This is a genomic window from Streptomyces ardesiacus (assembly GCF_003112575.1).
In the GTDB taxonomy this organism is placed as follows: domain Bacteria; phylum Actinomycetota; class Actinomycetes; order Streptomycetales; family Streptomycetaceae; genus Streptomyces; species Streptomyces ardesiacus.
Genome location: NZ_BEWC01000008.1, coordinates 537241 through 555369, shown reverse-complemented (window position 1 = coordinate 555369; position 18129 = coordinate 537241). Strand labels below are relative to the sequence as shown.

Sequence of the window (18129 nt, the reverse complement as noted above, 5' to 3'; positions counted from 1 at the left end):
GGTGGACACGGTGGGCGACCCGCCGGGGCCGGACGGGTGCCGCGCCGCGGAGCGAGGCGGGGCGCGGGCGGCTCAGCCCGCCGCGGCCAGCGCGGGGGCGGGTCGGGCGCCGAGGGCCGCCGAGAACTGGTCGACCACCTGGCCGAGGGCCTCCGCGGCACCCGGGGCGACGGTGACCGTGCCGTCCTCGTGGACCGCGATGTCCCGGTCCAGGGTGAACCAGCCCTGCACGACGTGCGCCGCGCCCATGGAGGTGAGCACCGGGCGCAGCGCGTAGTCGATCGCCAGGACGTGGGCGGTGGACCCGCCGGTGGCCAGCGGCAGCACGGCCTTGCCGGTGAGGGCGTACTGCGGCAGGAGGTCGAGCAGGGCCTTCAGGACACCGGAGTACGACGCCTTGTAGACGGGGGTGCCGACGACGACGCCGTCGGCGCGGGCGAACAGTTCTGCGGCCTCACTGATCGCGGGATGCCTGAAGTCCGCGCCGAGCAGGGCCTGGGCGGGGACGGTACGGACGTCGAGCGGGATCACCTCGTGGCCCTGTGCCGTCAGCCGGACGTCGAGGTGGCGCAGCAGCCGGTTGGTGCGGGAGGAGGCGGACGGACTGCCGGAGACGGACAGGACGGTGGCCATGGGTTCTCTTTTCGGGAAGGCGGGCGCGACGGACGGCCCGGCGGGGGCCTCCCGCGGGGGTCCTGCGGGAGCACACGGGAGTGCGTCGGCCGCACTCGGAAGCACCGGGCGCGGCCGGCCGGCCGGGGGGCCGGGATCAGGCGGTGCGGAGAGCCGTCCGCGGGCGGCGGGTGCCGGGGCGGTACGGCGGGGCGGGGAGCGGGCGGCGGATCGGCGGGATCAGGCCGCGGTGCGACAGGAGGCGCTGGAGACGCGCGCGAGGTCGACGTGGCGTCGCCGCGTGAGGTCCGGTCGCGTGGTCATGCCGACGATCGTGGCAGCCACCGCCGAGGACGGTCAAGGAGAACGGGACCGGTCGCGGGCTGCCGGGCCGGGAATTCACACGGGCGTGACACGGCGGACCGGCCGGACCCGGTCTCCGGCCGGCGCTCGCGCACCACGGGGAGATCCCGGGCCACCCACCTCTACACATAAACGCGCAATAAGAGCAGAATGGACTTATGGGTCGCTATCGCGCACCGCATCAGAAGCGGATGGCCCTGCAACCCGAAGGAGACGACTCATGGCCCACGTCTCACACTCCCGAGGCGACCTCACCAGCCACCCGGACGCGCCGGAAATGCAGGCGCGTTACGCGCGCGTGCTCGGTGGTCGCGACGTGGCACTCATGGACGGGCCGGTGTTCCTGCTCGGCCTGTACTGTGCCGTGTCCCCGTGGATACTCCACTTCACCGCCAGCCAGCCCCCGCTGGTGGCCCACAACGTGATCGTGGGCGTCGCCATCGGCCTGCTGGCCCTCGGATTCACCCGCGCCCCTGAGCGCATGTACGGCCTGAGCTGGGCCATGTGCGCGATCGGCGTGTGGATGATCATCTCCCCGTGGATCGTCGGCACGAACCCGGACGCCGGCGTCATCTGGAACAACGTCGTCATCGGAGCCCTGGCCGTGATCCTGGGCATGGCATGCGCCGGCACGGCTGTGCGGAGCGCCCCGCACAGGCACTAGACGCACCGGAAGGAGACGGCACGGGCCGGTCCGCACGCGCGGACCGGCCCGTCGCCTGTGCCCGCACCCCTCCGCGCCCGCACGCGGCCGCCGACGGAAACGGACCGGCGGACTGCCGCCGCCCGCAGTGGGCAGACGCTCTACTGCGGGGGCCTTGAGACGAAGGGGTGGAGATGGAGATCGACGGCATTATCAGTGCCATCGTCATCGGTGTCGTCATCGGCGTGCTGGGCCGGCTCGTCGTCCCGGGCCGGCAGCGCATCGGCGTGCTGTGGACGATCCTCGTCGGCATCGTGGCCGCGTTCATCGGATCGTTCATCGCGTCGGCGTTGGGCGTGGCCGACACCAAGGGCGTCGACTGGATCGAGTGGCTCATCCAGATCGGCCTGGCCGCGGTCGGCGTGGCCGCGCTGGACCGGTCGCGTTCACGCCCGGGCCGTTGAGCACGGAGGCGACCGTCACCTGCTGCGGAGCCATGCCTCGTACCAGGTGACGGTCGCGTCCACGGTGTCCGCGAGGGGCGTCGGGGCGGCCCCGAAGTACCGCTCGAAGGCGGTGGAGTCCATGATCTGCGGCTCCGTGTGCTGGTAGAACATCTCCTCGTACTCGGCCATCATCCGCTCGTCGAAGGGGCCGAAGGGGCGGGGCCGTTCGAGCACCACGACGTTCAGCGGGCGGCCCACCCGCTTCTCCACCATCGTGTGGATCTCGCGCGTACTGACGGCGGGCGCGGTCGGCAGGTGCCAGACGCGGCCGTCGCCGTCGGGGCGCTCACCGAGGGTGGCGAGGCCGGCCGCCACATCCGTCACAGCGGTGTAGCTGTGCGGCAGCTCCGTGTCGCCCATGGCCAGGACCTCCCCGCCGGTGAGCGCGCCGGGGAAGACGGCAGCGCCCAGGGAGGAGTTGAGGACGCCGGGCCCGACGAAGTCGGCACTGCGGCCGAGGACCACCCGGGCCCGGCCCGAGCGGTGGGCGGCGAGGTACCGCTCGTCCAGCTCGGCGCGCATCCGGCCCTTCCGGCTGGTCGCCTTCCAGGGGGTCTCCTCGGTCATCACCGCTCCCCCGGTCTCGCCGTAGGGGTAGAGCGTGTCGAGCACGACCAGCCGGGCGCCGCTCGCCCCGACGGCGGCCAGGACGGCCTCCTGGACCCGGGGCATCACCTCGACCTGGAGGTGATAGGCGACGTTGACGCAGTGGTACACGACGGCGGCGCCGCGTACGGCGGCGCGGGCGCCGTCGGCCGTGCTCACGTCGGCGGCGACCCGCTCGACGCCTTCCATCGCGGGACCTGTCGCCCTGCGGTCCACCAGCCGGACGGGGTGTCCGCGGCGCACCAGCTCACGAGCGAGCGCGGTGCCGGCGGGGCCGGATCCCAGAACGGTGTGCGGGGCCTGCTGCTGCGGGGTTGCGGTGGACATGGCGCTCCTCTGCCTCGGCCGGCCATCGGCTGTTGACTATGGCCGTTCTCGTTCGTTAGAGACTCTAACGTGAACTAGTAGCCGTAGCAAGATGCCCGGGTGGAGGGACGCATAGGCTGGCGGGAAAGGATCACGTCACGAGGAGGGCCGTACGCCATGGCCGTGAAGGACACCGAACTGACCCACTTGCGCCGTTGTGTGGAGCTGGCGGCCGAGGCGCTGGAGGCCGGCGACGAACCGTTCGGGTCGGTACTGGTGGGCGGGGACGGCACGGTGCTGGCCGAGGACCGCAACCGGGTGGCCTCCGGCGACCGCACCCGTCACCCGGAGTTCGAGCTGGCACGCTGGTCCGTCGACCGGCTGAGCCCGGAGGAACGGGCCGCGGCGACGGTGTACACGTCCGGCGAGCACTGCCCGATGTGCGCCGCCGCACACGCGTGGGTGGGCCTGGGCCGCATCGTGTACGTCGCCTCCTCGGAGCAACTGGGAGCGTGGCTCGCGGAGTTGGGCGTCCCTGAGGCGCCGGTACGGCCGCTCGCGGTACAGGAGGTGGCGCCCGGCGTGACCGTGGAGGGCCCGGTGCCGCAGCTCACCGAGGAGATCCACGCCCTGCACCGGCGCTTCCACGCGGGACGCGCCTGACCCCGCTCGTCGCCGACGGCCGGGCTGCCGACGCCGACCGCGACGACGCCGACGCCGCCGACGTTCGTGCCGGTGGAGGCCGGCCCGGGCTCCCGTCCGGTGTGCCGCCGCCCGGAAGGCGCCGTGTGCGCAGCCCGCTTATGGTGGGCGAGGGCGCCGACCACCGGTCCGCGACGGGGCGCCCGGGAGGCATCGATGCAGGCCAAGCTGGAGACTCGGCCCTCGGTCCGGCGCTGCGCGGTCACCGGAGCGCTCGGCCTGGCCCTGCTGGGCGCGGGACTGCCCGCCGCGAACGCCACGCACGACGCGAACCACGCGAACGACGCGACGACGGCGGCCGGGCGGGAGACCCGCGCGACCGCCGGGCGGGACGCCGGCTCCGGCCTGTCCCGGTTCTACGACCAGAAGATCACGTGGTCGGCGTGCAGGGGCACTGAGATGCCGAAGGACCTGCAGTGCGGCAAGGTCACCGTCCCCGTCGACTACGCGCGTCCCCGGGGCAATACCCTCGACGTCGCCCTCGCCCGCTACCGGGCCACCGGCCACTCCCGGGGCTCCGTGCTGCTGAACTTCGGCGGCCCCGGCGGTTCCGGCGTCAATGAACTGGCCGCCGGCGGCAAGGAGTTCATGCACCTCACCAACGGCTACGACGTCGTGACCTTCGACCCGCGCGGCGTCGGCCGTTCCTCCCCGGTCTCCTGCGGACCGGCCACCCTGAAGATCGCGGAGGCGACGGACGGCGACGGCGGGACGGGCGACCCGCGGGACGCGCTGGCGCGGCTGCGGGACGCGGCGGCCGAGTGCGCGAAGTACTCCGGGCCCGTGCTGCCGCACATAGGCACGGTCGACGCCGCGCGCGACATGGACGTGATGCGCCGGGCACTCGGCGACGACCGGCTCAACTACCTGGGCTTCTCCTACGGGTCCCGGCTCGGAGCGGTGTACGCGGCCCAGTTCCCGGACAAGGTCGGCCGGATGGTACTCGACGGCGTCGACACCCTGACGGAACCGCTGACCGAGCAGGGGCTCGTCGGTGCGCGGGGGCAGCAGACCGCGCTGGAGAACTTCCTGGACTGGTGCGTCGAGGACGTCGCCTGCCCGTTCGGCCAGGACGCCCGCGGCGCCCGGGAAGAGGTCGTGCGGCTCGTCGCCTCCCTCGACTCCGACCCGGTGCCGTCGGCCTTCGGCAAGCCGTTCACCGGGCAGGACATGGTCGGCGCGATCGGCCAGGCGCTGTACAGCCGCCAGTTGTGGCCCTCGCTGGAGCGGGCGCTCGCGCAGTTGCTGCAGGACGGTGACACCGGCGGCCTGGAGGGCTTCTCCTCCGGCGGCGTCACCTTCCCGGTCCGTGCGGACGGGGGCGACGCCGGGCTCACCGACGAGGCGGACGTCCCCATGGACAACCTCCCGGCCGCCCTGATGGCGATCAACTGCGCCGACGACCCCGACCGTCCCTCCGCCGCCCAGGTCACCGCGTCCCTCGGACGACTGCGGGCCCGGTACGAGGAGGCCTCGCCGGTCTTCGGCCGGTACCGGCTCACCCAGGTGCTCATGTGCTACGGCCGGCCCAGGGGCACCGACTACGTCCGGGACGACGTGAAGGACCTCGACACCGCGAAGATGCTCCTGGTCGGCACCCGCGGCGACCCGGCCACGCCGTACCGCTGGACGACGGAGACGGCGGACCGGCTCGGCCCCTCCGCCGTGGTCCTGGACAACCGGGGCGAGGGGCACACCGGCTACGCGTCCTCCGAGTGCGTGCACCGCAAGGTCGACGACTTCCTGCTGTACGGCTCCCTGCCGCCCGACGGCAGCTCCTGCGGCCCCGAGCCCGCCGGCACCGGGTCCGACTGAGCGGCGATCCGCTCCGAATGCCCGACATGCCCGTTCGCCCTATCGTGCTGACATGGAGCACGATCTGAGTCCCGCCACCCTCGCCGAACTGCGGCGCCCCCGCCCGTACCCGGCCGTGTCCGTGCTGACGCCGACACATCGCCGTGAACCGGACAACGCCCAGGACCGGGTCCGGCTGCGCAACGCGGTCGCCGCCGCCAAGAAACAGCTCGAGGAGGATCCGTCGGTCACCCGCGACCGGCGCGCGGAGGTGTCCGGCGAACTCGACCGGGCCATGGCCGAGGTCGACCTGACGTACGCCGAGGACGGTCTGGCGATCTTCGCCGCCCCCGGTGAGCACCAGGTCTGGACCCTCAGCCGTTCCGTGCCCGAACGCGTGGTCCTCTCGGACACCTTCCTGACCCGCAACCTCGTCGCCGCGCAGGCCGCCGAGCGGCCGTTCTGGGTCCTGTCGGTCGCCGCCGACCGCGTCACGCTGTGGAGCGGCGGCGCGGGCCGGGTCGTGGAGGAGCACCTCGGCGGTTTCCCCCTCGACCGGCCCGCGGAGGACTTCGACCCGGAACGGCAGGAGCGGATCGGCGACGCGCCCAGCACGTTCCGGGACGAGGGCACCCGCCGGTTCCTGCGCGACGCCGACGCCGCGATGGGCAAGGTGCTGCGCGCGCATCCCCGGCCGCTGTACGTCACCGGTCCCGAACCGGCGCTGTCCCTGTTCGACGAGGCGGGCACGCTCGCCGCGCAGGCGGTGCTCGTCCCGCACGGCGGGCTGGCCCACGGTTCCGCCGAGGCGGTGTGGCAGGCGGTGCGGCCGGTGCTGGAGGACGAGGCCCGCGCGGCGGTCGACACGGTGGCCAGGGAGCTGGACGCCGCCCGCGGCCGCAAGGACTTCGCGGCCGGGGTCGACGAGCTGTGGGAGAGCGCCCGCACGGGCCGGGTCCGGCTGCTGGCCGTCGAGGAGAACTTCAAGGTGACGATGCGCGACGACGGCGAGCACCTGATCCCCGCGGACGACGGCGACCTCGACGCCCGCGAGGACATCGTGGACGAGATCGTCGAGCAGTGCCTGGATACGGGCGCCGAGGTGCGCTTCGTGCCGGACGGCACGCTCGGGGACGCGGCCGGCATCGCGGGAGTCCTGCGCTACTGACCTCCGCGGCGGCCGGGCCGCCCCCTCCCGTGACGCCCGGCCGCGTGAAAGCCTGTCCGCCGTACACGGACCCGCTGCTCGCGGGTGTGCGGCGGACGGCGAAGGAGCGGGTGCGGCGTGGGTGAACCTCTGGGTGTGGCGGTCCTGGGCGCGGGTCACATGGGTGCCGACCACGTACGGCGCCTCGACCGGGTGGTGAGCGGCGCCCGGGTCGCCGCGGTGGCGGACCCGGACGCCGAGCGGGCGAAGGAGGCCGCGGCGGGGATCGACGGGGTCGTCGTGCACACGCAGGCGGAGGCGGCGCTGGACGCGCCGGGCGTCGGGGCCGTACTGATCGCCTCGCCCGGCGAGGCGCACGAGGAGGCGCTGATGGCGGCCTTCGCGCGGGGGCTGCCGGTCCTGTGCGAGAAGCCGATGGTGCCGGACTCCGCGGGCGCGCTGCGCGTGGTGGAGGCCGAGGCGCGCCTCGGCCGGAGGCTGACGCAGGTCGGGTTCATGCGGCGGTACGACGCCGAGTACCTGCGGCTGAAGTCGCTCCTGGACGGCGGGCGGCTGGGCCGTCCGCTGATGCTGCACTGCGTGCACCGCAACGTCTCCTCCCCGCCCCGCTTCACCTCGGCGATGCTGATCAACAGCTCCGTCTCGCACGAGATCGACGCGGCCCGCTGGCTGCTCGGCCAGGAGCTGAGCGCGGTGACCGTGCTGCGTCCGCGCCCGTCGGCGGGTGCGCCCGAGGGTCTGGCCGACCCGCAGCTGGTGCTCCTCGAGACGGAGGGCGGCGCCGTGGTGGACGTGGAGGTCTTCGTCAACTGCGGCTTCGGCTACGAGGTGCGCTGCGAGGCCGTCTGCGAGAAGGGCAGCGCCCGGATCGGCCGGGCGCACACCATGGTGGTGACGGCGGCGGGCGGTGCGCGGGAGGAGGTGCCGCAGGACTACCTGGTGCGGTTCGCGGACGCCTACGACCGCGAGGTGCAGAGCTGGGTGGACGCCACCCGCCGGGGACGGGTCACCGGGCCCGGCGCCTGGGACGGCTACGCCGCCGCGGCGGTCGCCGAGGCCGGGGTGCGGGCCCTGGAGACGGGCGCGCGCACTCCGGTCGAACTGGCGCCCCGCCCGGCCCTCCACGACCCGTCAGGGAACACCCGTCCGTCGAACAGCGGGGCGACTGGGCGTCCGGGCCCGGAACCTCACCAAGTCCCGTAGGCGGTCTACGACTTGCTCCCGAACGCGGGCCTGCGGAACGCGTAGCGGAACCACTCCGGGAAGACTGTGGCATATGCCGGAAGCACCACCGTATCGTGTGTTGCCAAATCCCTTACGGGGCGTGGCGGGCTGTGCCACAGTCGTAACGGTCCTTCCACCAGCCTCGGTTCCGCCTTGGTCGTACCGTCAGCACATCGGAGTGCGTCATGTCGTCCCCTCTCTCCGCGGACCATCCCGCCGCCCGGCCACCGGGGCACGGCTCGGTCGAGGCGCTCATCACGCAGGCACGCCGGCTGCGGGGCGACGTGGACGCGGTGCGGCGGGACAGCCAGGAGGACGCGGCGGACCCCAGGGGGCGCTGGCAGCGCGCGCTGTACGACCTGGCGCTGCACCAGCTCACCGACCTCGACGCGCACCTGGCCCAGTTACGGGACGGCCCGGCGCCGGCGCCCCGCCCCGGTTCCCTGCTCAGCCGGGTCGGCAGTGCGGAGTGGAACCTGCTGACGGACGAGGCCGAGTGGTCCGGGGAGCTCTTCCGGATCCTGGGCCGCGACCCCGCCTCCGTCCCGCTGAGCCTCGACGAACTCCCGTCCCTGGTCCTGACCGAGGACCGCCCGAAACTGACCGCGATGGTCACGGACTGCCTCGTCGACGCGCGGCCCATCGACGGCGAGTTCCGCGTCGTGCACCCCGACGGGGCGGTCCGCACCGTGCACATGATGGGCGAGCCCGTCCTCGACGACGACGGCACCACCGCGTCGATGTGGGCGGTGCTGCGGGACGTGAGCGAACTGCGGCGCAGTCAGCGGGTGGTGAGCGAGACCCGCGACTCCCTCCGGCGTCCTCCGCCGCCGCCCTGGCACGGGCTCCTGGGCTTCCCGGACCAGGGGCGGCCGGGCCTCGACCTGGCCGCCGCGCACCTCCCGTCCGCACCCGCGCCGGGCCCGCCCTCGCGCTACGGCGGCTGGTACGACGCGTGTCCGCTCGCGGCGGACGGCGAAACCCTCCTGACCGTGGGCGCCTTCGAGGCCCCGGGCGTGGAGGCGCACGGCCCGGCGGTGCTCGTCGGGGCCCTGCGCGGGCTGGCGCTGGCCGGTGTCCGGACGGCGGAACTCGGCGACCGGCTCGGCCCGTTGCTGGCGTCCACCGCCCTGCCGCCGGTCCGCGCCGCGGTGTACTGCGGCTACCGGCCGCTCCCCCGCACCCTCACCTGGGCCCACGCCTCGTGCCCCGCCCCGCTGCTGTTCCGCGGCGGGACGGGCCACGAACTGACCGGCCCGGGCGGAACGTCCGGGCAGGCCGAGGCGAGCCTCGAAGCGGGCGACCTGCTGCTCCTGCACACCGGGACACTCGACCGGGCGGCCCTGGAGCACCTCCTCTCGCTGGCCCCCCGGCTGACCGGGGCGGACTCGGCACAGGACGCCGTACGGCTTGTGACGCGCGAACTCGGTGAACCGCAGGACCGCCGGGACACCTGCGTGCTGGTGGCCCGGGTGACGCCCTAGGCCGGCGCGACGGTGCCCTCCGGCCCCTTCCCCTTGGCGGACTTGACCTTGGGCAACGCCTGCTTGATCTCCTCGCGCAGCTCCTGGATCTTCGGGTAGCCGGCGTACTGGGCGGTGAGCCGGTACATCTGGCGCAGCCGGTCCCAGGTCCGCTGGGAGGAGTTGGATCCCATCGACACCAGGGCCAGCCGGGCGTACCGGTCCGCCTGCTCGGGGTCGTCGGCGATGAAGCAGGCGGAGGCCATCGACAGGTAGTCGAAGATCTTCGACCGCTGCCGGCCGTCGATCCTGAGGGCCAGGGCCTTGTCCGCGTAGTGCTGGGCGTGCGCGGCGGCCGACGGCTCGAACTCGGCGAGCGTCCGGTAGGCCAGGGCCTGCATGCCGTACAGGTCCTCCTCCTTGAACGTCTGCATCCAGTCCGGGGGCGGCACGTCCGCCTGGTCGGAGACGAAGAGGTCCTCGGCCCGCCCCAGGGTGCGGCGCATCGCCTGGCCCTTGCCCATCGAAGCCTGTGCCCAGGCCTCGATGGTGTACAGCATGGCCTTGGTGCGCGGCAGGACCTGGTCGCCGGAGCCGGACTGGGCGAGCTTCATGAGGTCGAGGGCCTCGTCGGGGCGGCCCAGGTGCACCATCTGGCGCGCCGCCCGGGAGAGCGCCTCGCCCGCCCGGGGCCGGTCGCCGCCCTCGCGCGCGGCGTGCGCGGCGATGACGAAGTACTTCTGGGCCGTCGGTTCCAGGCCGACGTCGTGCGACATCCAGCCCGCGAGGACGGCGAGGTTGGCGGCGACGCCCCACAGGCGCCGCTGGAGATGGGGTGGGTGGTGGTAGGCGAGCATGCCGCCCACCTCGTTGAGCTGGCCCACCACGGCCTTGCGCTGGAGTCCGCCGCCGCGGGCGGCGTCCCAGGCGCGGAAGACCTCGACGGAGCGCTCCAGTTCCTCCACTTCCTGCGACCCGACGGGGGCGGCCTCGTAGCGGTCGAACCCGGCGGGGTCGGCGTGCAGGGGTTGAGGGAGGTCGGGGGCGCCGGCCGCCAGGGCCGGGTCGGTGTGCAGCCAGTCGTGCATGGCGCTGCTGAGTGCGGAGCCCGCGGCGAGCGCGGCGCCCGCGCCCACCAAGCCGCGTCGGTTGAGCATGAGGTCCATTCCCGTGAATTCGGTGAGGACCGCCGCAGTCCGCTCGGGCGCCCACGGCACTCCGTCGGGATGCTGTTCGCTCCCGTCGTGTGGCCGTTTCCCCGCACGCCCGTGCCGGACCAGACCGAGGTCCTCGATGGTCACGACACGGCCGAGACGCTCGGTGAACAGAACCGCCAGCACCCGCGGCACCGGATCGCGCGGGATCTCTCCCATGTCGATCCAACGCCGCACCCGCGAGGTGTCGGTCGCCAGCTGGGGGTGGCCCATGGCCGCCGCCTGCCGGTTGACCAGCCTCGCGAGTTCGCCCTTGGACCAGCCGGCCAGGCCGAACAGGTCCGACAGACGGGTGTTGGGTTCTTTGCTCACGTCAAGCCCCCAGGTTCTCGGCTGAGTTGACAGTAGCCCCGTGCGGGTTGCCGGGCGACTATTCGCCACCGTTCGCCAGGGTGCGCCAGATGGTGTGCCACGGGGGGCCGGGTGTCAGGTAGGAATGCGCCACCCCGACCCGGTCGCCGCGGGGGTACTCCCCAGGGTGGCCCCAGGCGGCCGGTCGGGCGGCGCGAAGGCTTTCGGAAGGCGTGCCCCCGGCACCGAACGGACCGGGCGGGCACCGCTCTTCAGGCAGGCACAGCAGGCACACGAAGGGATCTGTCTCGCCCATGTACGCAGCATCGTCCTCCGTGTCCGCCCCGCAGCGCGCGCTGCACCCCCGTCCGGCGGCGGGCGGCGGCCCCTACCTCGCCCCCGCACGGCCGGCGGCCCCGGTGCTCGGGGCCGGCAGGGCGCGGCTCGGCACGGGGCCGGGCGCCCAGCCGCTCAGCGGAAGAATCGACCTGTCCGGCCCCCAGGGGGTCCAACTGCGCACGGCGATCGCCGCCGTGCACCGGATCTGCCCGGAGTTCTCCCCCGTCCAGGTACTGCGGCGCAGCGGCCGGTCCGTGCTCCTGGTCGGTACGACCGGTCGCAGCACGGCCGTGGCCAAGTGCTTAGTGGACCACTCCCCCGCGTGGGCGGAGCGCAGCCGCCACGAGATAGGGGCATACCGCTCGTTCGTCCGGCATCGCCCCCCGGTGCGGGTGCCGAGGCTGATCGCGGCGGATCCGGACAACGGCACGCTGGTGATCGAGCGGATGCCCGGGCGGGTGGCGGCCCTGCAGCGGCATCCCCTGGAGGCACCGCCCCGGGCGGACATCAGGGCGGCGATCGGCGCGGTCTGCCGGCTCAACGCCTGGCGGCCGCCGGCCGGCACCTTCGACGCGCCCCTGGACTACGCGGCCCGGATCTCCCGCTACCACGAGCTGGGACTGCTCACCGACCGGGACCTCGGCGACCTGCAGAAGCTGCTGCACGGCATCGCCCACGCGGGCGGGCGCCAGGGCCTGGGCCAGTTCTGTCACGGTGACGCGCTGCTGTCCAACGTCCTCATGTCCCCGGCCGGTCCGGTGCTGGTGGACTGGGAGCACGCGGGCTGGTACCTGCCGGGCTACGACCTGGCGACGCTGTGGGCCGTTCTCGGCGACGCCCCGGAGGCGCGCCGTCAGATCAGCCAGATCGCCCAGGCGACGGGCACGGCGGCGCGCGACGCGTTCCTGGTGAATCTGATGCTCGTCCTGACCAGGGAGATCCGTACGTACGAGACGGCCGTGCAGCGTTCGATGCACGACACGGTCCCCTCCGCTCCGGCACCGGCGCATCCGGGTGCCACGCCGACCGGCGAGGACCAGCGGCTGCTGCTGCGCCGGCTGCACGACGACTGCCAGATGGCCCGGCGGGCCGTGCGCGCGGCGGTCGGCACGCGCTGACGGCAGGACGCGAGGAGGACGACGGTCCGCGGTGTGCCCCCTTCGGCGGGGCGCACCGCGGTTTTCGCGTTCCCGGCCGGCCGGGGGACGCGCGCGAGTCATTGGTGTGCGCCACTGACGCCGCGCAGGCCCGTGGGCCGCCGTCGGGAAACTCGCCACACCCCCCCTGTTGACGTGGGGAATCGCCGCCGCGACGGCATGATTGACGGATCGTCGGACCGCCGGGTACCACTGACCCACGCCCGGCCCGCACGTCCCGCCACGCCCGACCGTCACTGGAGGCCGTTTTGCGAGGAACCCCCGTCGTGCCCGCCCTGGCCACCGCGGCGCTGCTGCTGCCGCTCCTCGGCGCGGCACCGTCCGCCGCCGCGCCCCCGGACGCGGCCCCCGCCCCGGACCGGCTGCAGCGGGCGTTCGCCGCCGCGGCGGCCGAGTACCACGTGCCGCAGAGCGTCCTGCTCGGCGTCTCCTACCTCCAGTCCCGCTGGGACACGCACGGCGGCGCGCCGAGCGTGACCGCCGGCTACGGCCCGCTGCACCTCACCGACGCCCGCACGGCGCTGGCCGGGGCGTCCAGCTCCCACCACGGCGAGGGCTCCGAGGACCCGCGCGGTGACGACGCGCGCGCTCCGCTGCATCCGGTGAACCGTGCCGCCGCGCCCTCCGCCGACCTGCCCGAGCGGCTGACCACCCTGCCGAAGGCGGCCGAGCTGACCGGGCTGAGCCCCCAGGCGCTGCGCACCGACCCGGCCGCGAACGTGTCCGGCGGTGCCGCGCTGCTCGCCGCCGCCCAGCGCGAACTGGGCGAGCCGCTCAGTGCGGACCCGGCGGACTGGTACGGGGCGGTGGCCCGCTTCTCGGGTGCGGAGGACTCCGCGACGGCGGCGGCGTACGCGAACGACGTCTTCGAGGTGATCCGCACGGGCGAGCGGCGCACCACGGACGCCGGCCAGCGGGTCGCCCTGGCCGCCCGCCCCGGGGTGGCACCGGAGGTCTCGCAACTGGACGGCGCGGGTCTGCGGGCCCCCTCCGCCGCCGGGACCGAGTGTCCCCGGACGGTGTCCTGCGAATGGGTCCCCGCGCCGTACGAGGAGTTCGGCGGCGACGACTACGGCAACCACGACCTGGGGAACCGGCCCGCCTCGCAGCGCATCCGGTACATCGTCGTCCACGACACGGAGGGCACCTGGAACGGCGTCCTCAACATGGTCCAGGACCCCACCTACGTGTCCTGGAACTACACGCTGCGCTCCACCGACGGCCACATCGCCCAGCACGTGAAGGCGAAGGACGTGGCCTGGCACGCGGGCAACTGGTACGTCAACAGCGCCTCGGTCGGCCTGGAGCACGAGGGTTTCCTGACCGATCCGGACGCCTGGTACACGGAGGCGATGTACCGGTCGTCGGCGCGGCTGGTGACGTACCTGGCGAAGAAGTACGGCATCCCGCTGGACCGGCAGCACGTCCTCGGCCACGGCAACGTGCCCGGCACCACCACGGCGACGATCCCGGGCATGCACACCGACCCGGGCCCGTACTGGGACTGGCGGCACTACTTCCGGCTGCTCGGCCGCCCCGTCGAGCCGACGGCCGGCAAGAAGTCCTCCCTGGTGACGATCCGCCCGGACTACGACACCAACCGTCCCGAGTACACGGGCTGCGAGACGGCCGGCGAGCCCTGTGCGGCGCACGGTTCCAGTGAGGTGCGGCTGTACTCCGACCACGACCCGGACGCGCCGCTGATCAAGGACATCGGCCTCGGCACCACGCCCACGACCGGGGTAAACGACCTGTCCTCCCGGGTCTCCACCGGCCAGCAGTACGCGGTGGCCGACCGCTGGGGCGACTGGACGGCCATCTGGTACCTGGGCCAGAAGGCCTGGTTCCGCAACCCGGCGAAGAGCCCGGTGGCGGTGCCCGCGTCGGGACAGGTGGTCACCCCGAAGAAGGGCCTCGCGAGCGTCCCGGTCTACGGGCGCGCCTACCCGGAGAAGGCCGCCTACCCGGCGGACGTGCCCGCCCAGACGGTGTCGCCGCTGCCGTACACGCTGCCCGCGGGGCAGAAGTACGTGGTCGGTGAGAAGGTGCCCGGCGAGTACTACTACGCGGTCGACTTCGACGGGGCGTCCCACCGGGTGGTGCGGGGCGAGGACCAGTACTACGAGATCCAGTACGGCCACCGGGTGGCGTACGTCCGCGCCGCCGACGTCACGGTCTCGGCCGCCCGCTAGCGGCGGGCCGGTGCCTCAGCCCTGCTGGAAAAGCTCCGCCGGGAGCGGTTTCAGCAGGGCGTACAGGTCGTCGGTGATGGGGCGGTCCCAGGCGGCGATGGTGACCAGGACGCCGTCGCTGCGGTCGAACTGCACGCAGGAGATGCGGCTCTCGGAGAGCTTGAGGCGGCGCACGATGAGCAGGTTGTCGCCCTGCATCACCGGGACGTCCTCGGCGCCGACGACGGTGACCTCCTCGTCGTTCTCCAGCGCGAGCAGGAGCTGGGCCACCTCGAAGGGGATCTCCCCGTCGGGGACCTCGCGGGCCGGGGAGCCGTCCGGGAGGTTGCCGATGATCATCGCGGGGCCGCGGCCGCCGAACAGGTCGTAGCGCAGGAAGACACCCTGGCACGTGCCGTCGGGCGCGGGCAGCAGGCCGGCGCCGAGATTCCCGGGCCAGTCGCCCGGGTCCATGGCCAGTACGTCGAAGTCGGGCCCGGCGGGCGTGGCGCTGCGGCGGCGGAGGAACGACATGCCGCCATGGTACGTGGCCGGGCCGGGTGAACGGCGTGCGGGCGGACGCCGTACGGGCTGCCCGGTCCGGCCCCGCACCGCTGCCGGCGGCGGGTCACTCCCGCGGCGGGGCCGGGGGGACCACCGCGACCGGGGACGCCGCGTGCAGCAGGACGGCGTGGGTGACGGAACCCATCATGCGGGCGGGGGCGAGCAGGCGCCGGCGGTGGCGGCCCACGACGACCAGGTCGGCGCCCTGGGAGGAGGCGACCAGGTGCCCGGCGGCGTCGCCCGGCGCGACGTACGGCTCGGCCCGCACGCCGGGATGGCGCTCGCGGTGGGGGGCGAGGAAGCCGTCGGCCAGGGCCCGGGTCTCGCTCTCCAGGGCCACTTCGTCGATCACCTCGGGCACGATCTGCCCGGCGGCGGCCCAGGTCTGCACCGGCCACGGGTAGGCGGCGACCACCTGGAGGCGGGCGCCGCGCGATTCTGCCTCGGTGAAGGCGAAGGACAGGGTGGCGTCGTCGGGGCTGTCCACGTGCAGGCCGACCACCACCCGGGGGCCGGGTACCTCCGGTGCCTCCCCGTGGACCTCGCGGCCGGGGCGGGGCACCACGACGACGGGGCACTCGGCGTCGCGGGCGGCGGCCATGCCGTTGGAGCCGAGCAGCAGGCCGGTGAAGCCGCCCCGGCCCCGGGAGCCGAGCACCAGCAGTTGGGCGTCGCCGCCCAGTTCCGGCAGCAGGGCGCCCGGCACGCCCTCCATGCCGACGTACTCCGTCGGCACCGCGAAGGCCCGCCCCTGAAGGTGCGCGCGGGCCTGGCCGAGCGCCGGGTCCTCCGCGGTGTCCGGCTCGCCCGCGACCAGGACGTCGGTCTGCGCCCAGGCGGCGTACTGGCGCACGTGCACCACCCGCAGGGGTGCCTCGCGCCGGTGGGCGGCGTCGAACGCCCAGTCCAGGGCGCGCAGCCCGTCCTCCGAACCGTCGACCGCCGCGATGACCGGCAGGGTGCTCATGGGTCCTCACCTCCGGGGTACGGGGTTCCCTCCGGAGGCGGAGGGAACACCCGGGTTCGGCCGGTCGGCGCACCCCGCGGTCGCCCTAGGTGAGGTCGAACTCCCCTTCTCGCGCTCCCGACACGAAGGCGCCCCATTCGGCCGGGGTGAAGATCAGCGAGGGGCTCTCCGGGCTGCCGCTGTTGCGCATGGCGATGAATCCCTCGACGAAGGCGATCTGGACATCCCCCAGGCCCCGGCTGCTGGACTGCCACTGCGCGTTGCTCAGATCCAGCTCCGGCTTGTCCCAGCCCCTGAGCGGGCGCTGTTGGGTGGTGCTCTCGGCCACGTCCGTGCTCCTCCCGGTGTCGTCGTCCGCGGCCAGCCTAGCGATCCGGTCCCACCGCCGACAGGCCGTCGCGGCCTCAGGAGCCGGCGAAGCGGTCCCGCAGCTCCCGCTTGAGGATCTTGCCGCTGGCATTGCGCGGCAGGGCGTCCACGAAGCGCACCTGTTTGGGTGCCTTGAAGGCGGGCAGCTTCTCGCGGGCGTGGGCGATCAGCTCCTCCTCGGTGACCTCGCCGCGCGCGACGACGACGGCCGTGACGGCCTCGATCCAGCGGTCGTCGGGCAGCCCGACGACCGCCGCCTCGGCGACGGCGTCGTGGGTGTAGAGGGCGTCCTCGACCTGCCGGGAGGCGACCAGCACGCCGCCGGAGTTGATGACGTCCTTCACCCGGTCGACGATCGTGTAGTAGCCGTCGGCGTCCCGTACGGCGAGGTCGCCGGAGCGGAACCAGCCGTCCCGGAAGGCGGCCTGCGTCTCCTCGGGCCTGTCCCAGTAGCCCTCGCACAACTGCGGGGAGCGGTAGACGACTTCGCCGGGGGTTCCGTCGGGCACGTCCTTGCCGTCCTCGTCGACCACGCGCGCGTCGACGAACAGGACGGGCCGGCCGCAGGAGTCCATCCGGCCCTCGTGCTCGTCGGGGCCGAGGACGAGGGCGAGGGGGCCGATCTCGCTCTGGCCGAAGCAGTTGTAGAAGGCCAGGTGGGGAAGGCGGGCCCGCAGCCGCTCCAGGACGGGCACCGGCATGATCGAGGCGCCGTAGTACGCCTTGCGCAGGCCGCCGAGGTCGCGGGTGGCGAAGTCGGCGCGGTTCGCGAGGCCGATCCACACGGTGGGCGGTGCGAACAGGCTGTCGACGCGCCCCGCCTCGATCAGGTCGAAGAGCCGGTCGCCGTCCGGTGCGTCCAGGACGATGCTGCTCGCGCCGACGGCGAGGTAGGGCAGCAGGAAGACGTGGGTCTGCGCCGAGTGGTAGAGCGGGAGCGCGTGGGCGGGACGGTCCCCGGCGCGCAGGTCGAGGGCGGTGATGGCGCTGAGGTACTCGTGGACCAGCGCCCGGTGCGTCATCATCGCGCCCTTGGGCAGGGCGGTGGTGCCGGAGGTGTACAGGAGCTGCACCAGGTCCTCGGCGCCCGGTTCGGGTCCGTCGTACAGGGGTGCCGAGGCGAGGCGGGCCAGGAGCGAGCCGGCGGCGTCGCGCAGTGGCAGGGTGCGGGTCCCGGCGGGGAGCCGGGCGGCGAGGCCGGGGTCGGCGAGGACCAGGGTGCTGCCGGACTGGCCGACGAGGTGGGCGAGGTCGTCGCCGGTGAGGTTCTGGTTGACCGGGACGTGCACCAGGCCCGCGCGGGCGCAGGCCAGGAAGGCGATGAGGTAGGCGTCGGAGTTGTGGCCGTAGGCGGCGACCCGGTCGCCGGGGGCGAGCCCTTCGGCCACCAGGACGCTCGCCGCGCGGGAGACCGCGGTGTCGAGCTCCTCGTACGTCCAGGTGCGGTCGCGGTACTCCACCGCCGGGCGGGCCGGAGTGCGTCGGGCGCTGCGCCGCAGCACCCCGTCGACGGTGCTGCCGTGTCCGGGCGTCATGACCCGATCCTCGGCCGGTCGCGGGGGCGGGTCAAGCCGTGTGCACCGGTCCGCGGGCCGCGCGGGCCCGCCGCGTCCGCCCCATTGACACAGCCCGCCGCTGACAGGAAAGTTTCACTCCGCACGGCGATCCGG

Annotated in this window: 17 protein-coding genes; 9 read left to right on the top strand and 8 right to left on the bottom strand. The window is 74.0% G+C overall.

The window, feature by feature from the left end; translation table 11 throughout:
- Window positions 1-72: 72 nt before the first annotated feature.
- Window positions 73-633 (bottom strand): NADPH-dependent FMN reductase, encoded by a 561-nt coding sequence (ssuE, locus tag Sdi02f_RS27540; protein ID WP_030403855.1) that lies wholly within the window; start codon window positions 631-633, stop codon window positions 73-75.
- Window positions 634-852: 219 nt separating this feature from the next.
- Entirely contained in the window at window positions 853-936 is an 84-nt protein-coding gene (locus Sdi02f_RS36895) for a putative leader peptide (RefSeq protein WP_350891961.1), read from the bottom strand.
- Between the two features lie 259 nt (window positions 937-1195).
- Between Sdi02f_RS36895 and Sdi02f_RS27535 the strand changes: the two genes are divergently transcribed.
- Both Sdi02f_RS27535 and Sdi02f_RS27530 read left to right on the top strand, forming a co-directional pair.
- A complete protein-coding gene (locus tag Sdi02f_RS27535) occupies window positions 1196-1639 on the top strand; it encodes an SPW repeat protein (RefSeq protein WP_030403854.1) in 444 nt (147 codons plus the stop codon).
- Between the two features lie 173 nt (window positions 1640-1812).
- On the top strand, window positions 1813-2082 hold the full coding sequence (locus Sdi02f_RS27530) for a GlsB/YeaQ/YmgE family stress response membrane protein (protein WP_030403853.1): 270 nt from the start codon (window positions 1813-1815) through the stop codon (window positions 2080-2082).
- 15 nt (window positions 2083-2097) lie between these two features.
- Here Sdi02f_RS27530 and Sdi02f_RS27525 read toward each other — a convergent pair whose 3' ends face one another.
- Window positions 2098-3057 carry an NAD-dependent epimerase/dehydratase family protein gene (locus Sdi02f_RS27525; protein WP_030403852.1) on the bottom strand — a complete coding sequence of 320 codons (960 nt, stop codon included), beginning with the start codon at window positions 3055-3057 and terminating at the stop codon, window positions 2098-2100.
- A 156-nt stretch (window positions 3058-3213) separates the two neighbouring features.
- Here Sdi02f_RS27525 and Sdi02f_RS27520 point away from each other — a divergent pair, with 156 nt between their 5' ends.
- The 5 genes from Sdi02f_RS27520 to Sdi02f_RS27500 all read left to right on the top strand — a co-directional run bounded on the left by Sdi02f_RS27520 (window position 3214) and on the right by Sdi02f_RS27500 (window position 9408).
- Window positions 3214-3699 carry a nucleoside deaminase gene (locus Sdi02f_RS27520; RefSeq protein ID WP_030403851.1) on the top strand — a complete coding sequence of 162 codons (486 nt, stop codon included), beginning with the start codon at window positions 3214-3216 and terminating at the stop codon, window positions 3697-3699.
- A gap of 195 nt (window positions 3700-3894) precedes the next feature.
- Window positions 3895-5553 (top strand): alpha/beta hydrolase, encoded by a 1659-nt coding sequence (locus Sdi02f_RS27515; protein WP_108934209.1) that lies wholly within the window; start codon window positions 3895-3897, stop codon window positions 5551-5553.
- Between the two features lie 52 nt (window positions 5554-5605).
- Window positions 5606-6700 (top strand): baeRF3 domain-containing protein, encoded by a 1095-nt coding sequence (locus tag Sdi02f_RS27510; protein WP_108934208.1) that lies wholly within the window; start codon window positions 5606-5608, stop codon window positions 6698-6700.
- Between the two features lie 117 nt (window positions 6701-6817).
- Window positions 6818-7903 carry a Gfo/Idh/MocA family protein gene (locus Sdi02f_RS27505; RefSeq protein ID WP_053639778.1) on the top strand — a complete coding sequence of 362 codons (1086 nt, stop codon included), beginning with the start codon at window positions 6818-6820 and terminating at the stop codon, window positions 7901-7903.
- Between the two features lie 206 nt (window positions 7904-8109).
- Window positions 8110-9408 (top strand): PAS domain-containing protein, encoded by a 1299-nt coding sequence (locus Sdi02f_RS27500; RefSeq protein WP_108934207.1) that lies wholly within the window; start codon window positions 8110-8112, stop codon window positions 9406-9408.
- Here the strand turns inward: Sdi02f_RS27500 and Sdi02f_RS27495 are convergent.
- Entirely contained in the window at window positions 9405-10913 is a 1509-nt protein-coding gene (locus Sdi02f_RS27495; RefSeq protein ID WP_030403846.1) for a DNA-binding protein NsdB, read from the bottom strand. The genes Sdi02f_RS27500 and Sdi02f_RS27495 overlap by 4 nt on opposite strands.
- Window positions 10914-11206: 293 nt before the next feature.
- Here Sdi02f_RS27495 and Sdi02f_RS27490 point away from each other — a divergent pair, with 293 nt between their 5' ends.
- Window positions 11207-12349, top strand: a complete 1143-nt coding sequence (locus tag Sdi02f_RS27490) for an aminoglycoside phosphotransferase family protein (protein WP_167458257.1) — start codon at window positions 11207-11209, stop codon at window positions 12347-12349.
- A 305-nt stretch (window positions 12350-12654) separates the two neighbouring features.
- Window positions 12655-14580 (top strand): N-acetylmuramoyl-L-alanine amidase, encoded by a 1926-nt coding sequence (locus tag Sdi02f_RS27485; RefSeq protein WP_108934206.1) that lies wholly within the window; start codon window positions 12655-12657, stop codon window positions 14578-14580.
- Between the two features lie 15 nt (window positions 14581-14595).
- Here the strand turns inward: Sdi02f_RS27485 and Sdi02f_RS27480 are convergent, their stop codons facing one another.
- The 4 genes from Sdi02f_RS27480 to Sdi02f_RS27465 all read right to left on the bottom strand — a co-directional run bounded on the left by Sdi02f_RS27480 (window position 14596) and on the right by Sdi02f_RS27465 (window position 17994).
- Window positions 14596-15093, bottom strand: coding sequence for a hypothetical protein (locus Sdi02f_RS27480; protein WP_030403843.1), 498 nt, complete (start codon window positions 15091-15093; stop codon window positions 14596-14598).
- Window positions 15094-15187: 94 nt separating this feature from the next.
- Complete coding sequence (locus Sdi02f_RS27475) at window positions 15188-16090, bottom strand: universal stress protein (RefSeq protein WP_108934205.1); 903 nt, start codon at window positions 16088-16090, stop codon at window positions 15188-15190.
- Window positions 16091-16175: 85 nt separating this feature from the next.
- Window positions 16176-16418, bottom strand: a complete 243-nt coding sequence (locus Sdi02f_RS27470) for a DUF397 domain-containing protein (protein ID WP_030403841.1) — start codon at window positions 16416-16418, stop codon at window positions 16176-16178.
- A 76-nt stretch (window positions 16419-16494) separates the two neighbouring features.
- Entirely contained in the window at window positions 16495-17994 is a 1500-nt protein-coding gene (locus Sdi02f_RS27465; RefSeq protein WP_108934204.1) for an acyl-CoA synthetase, read from the bottom strand.
- Between the last annotated feature and the right edge of the window lie 135 nt (window positions 17995-18129).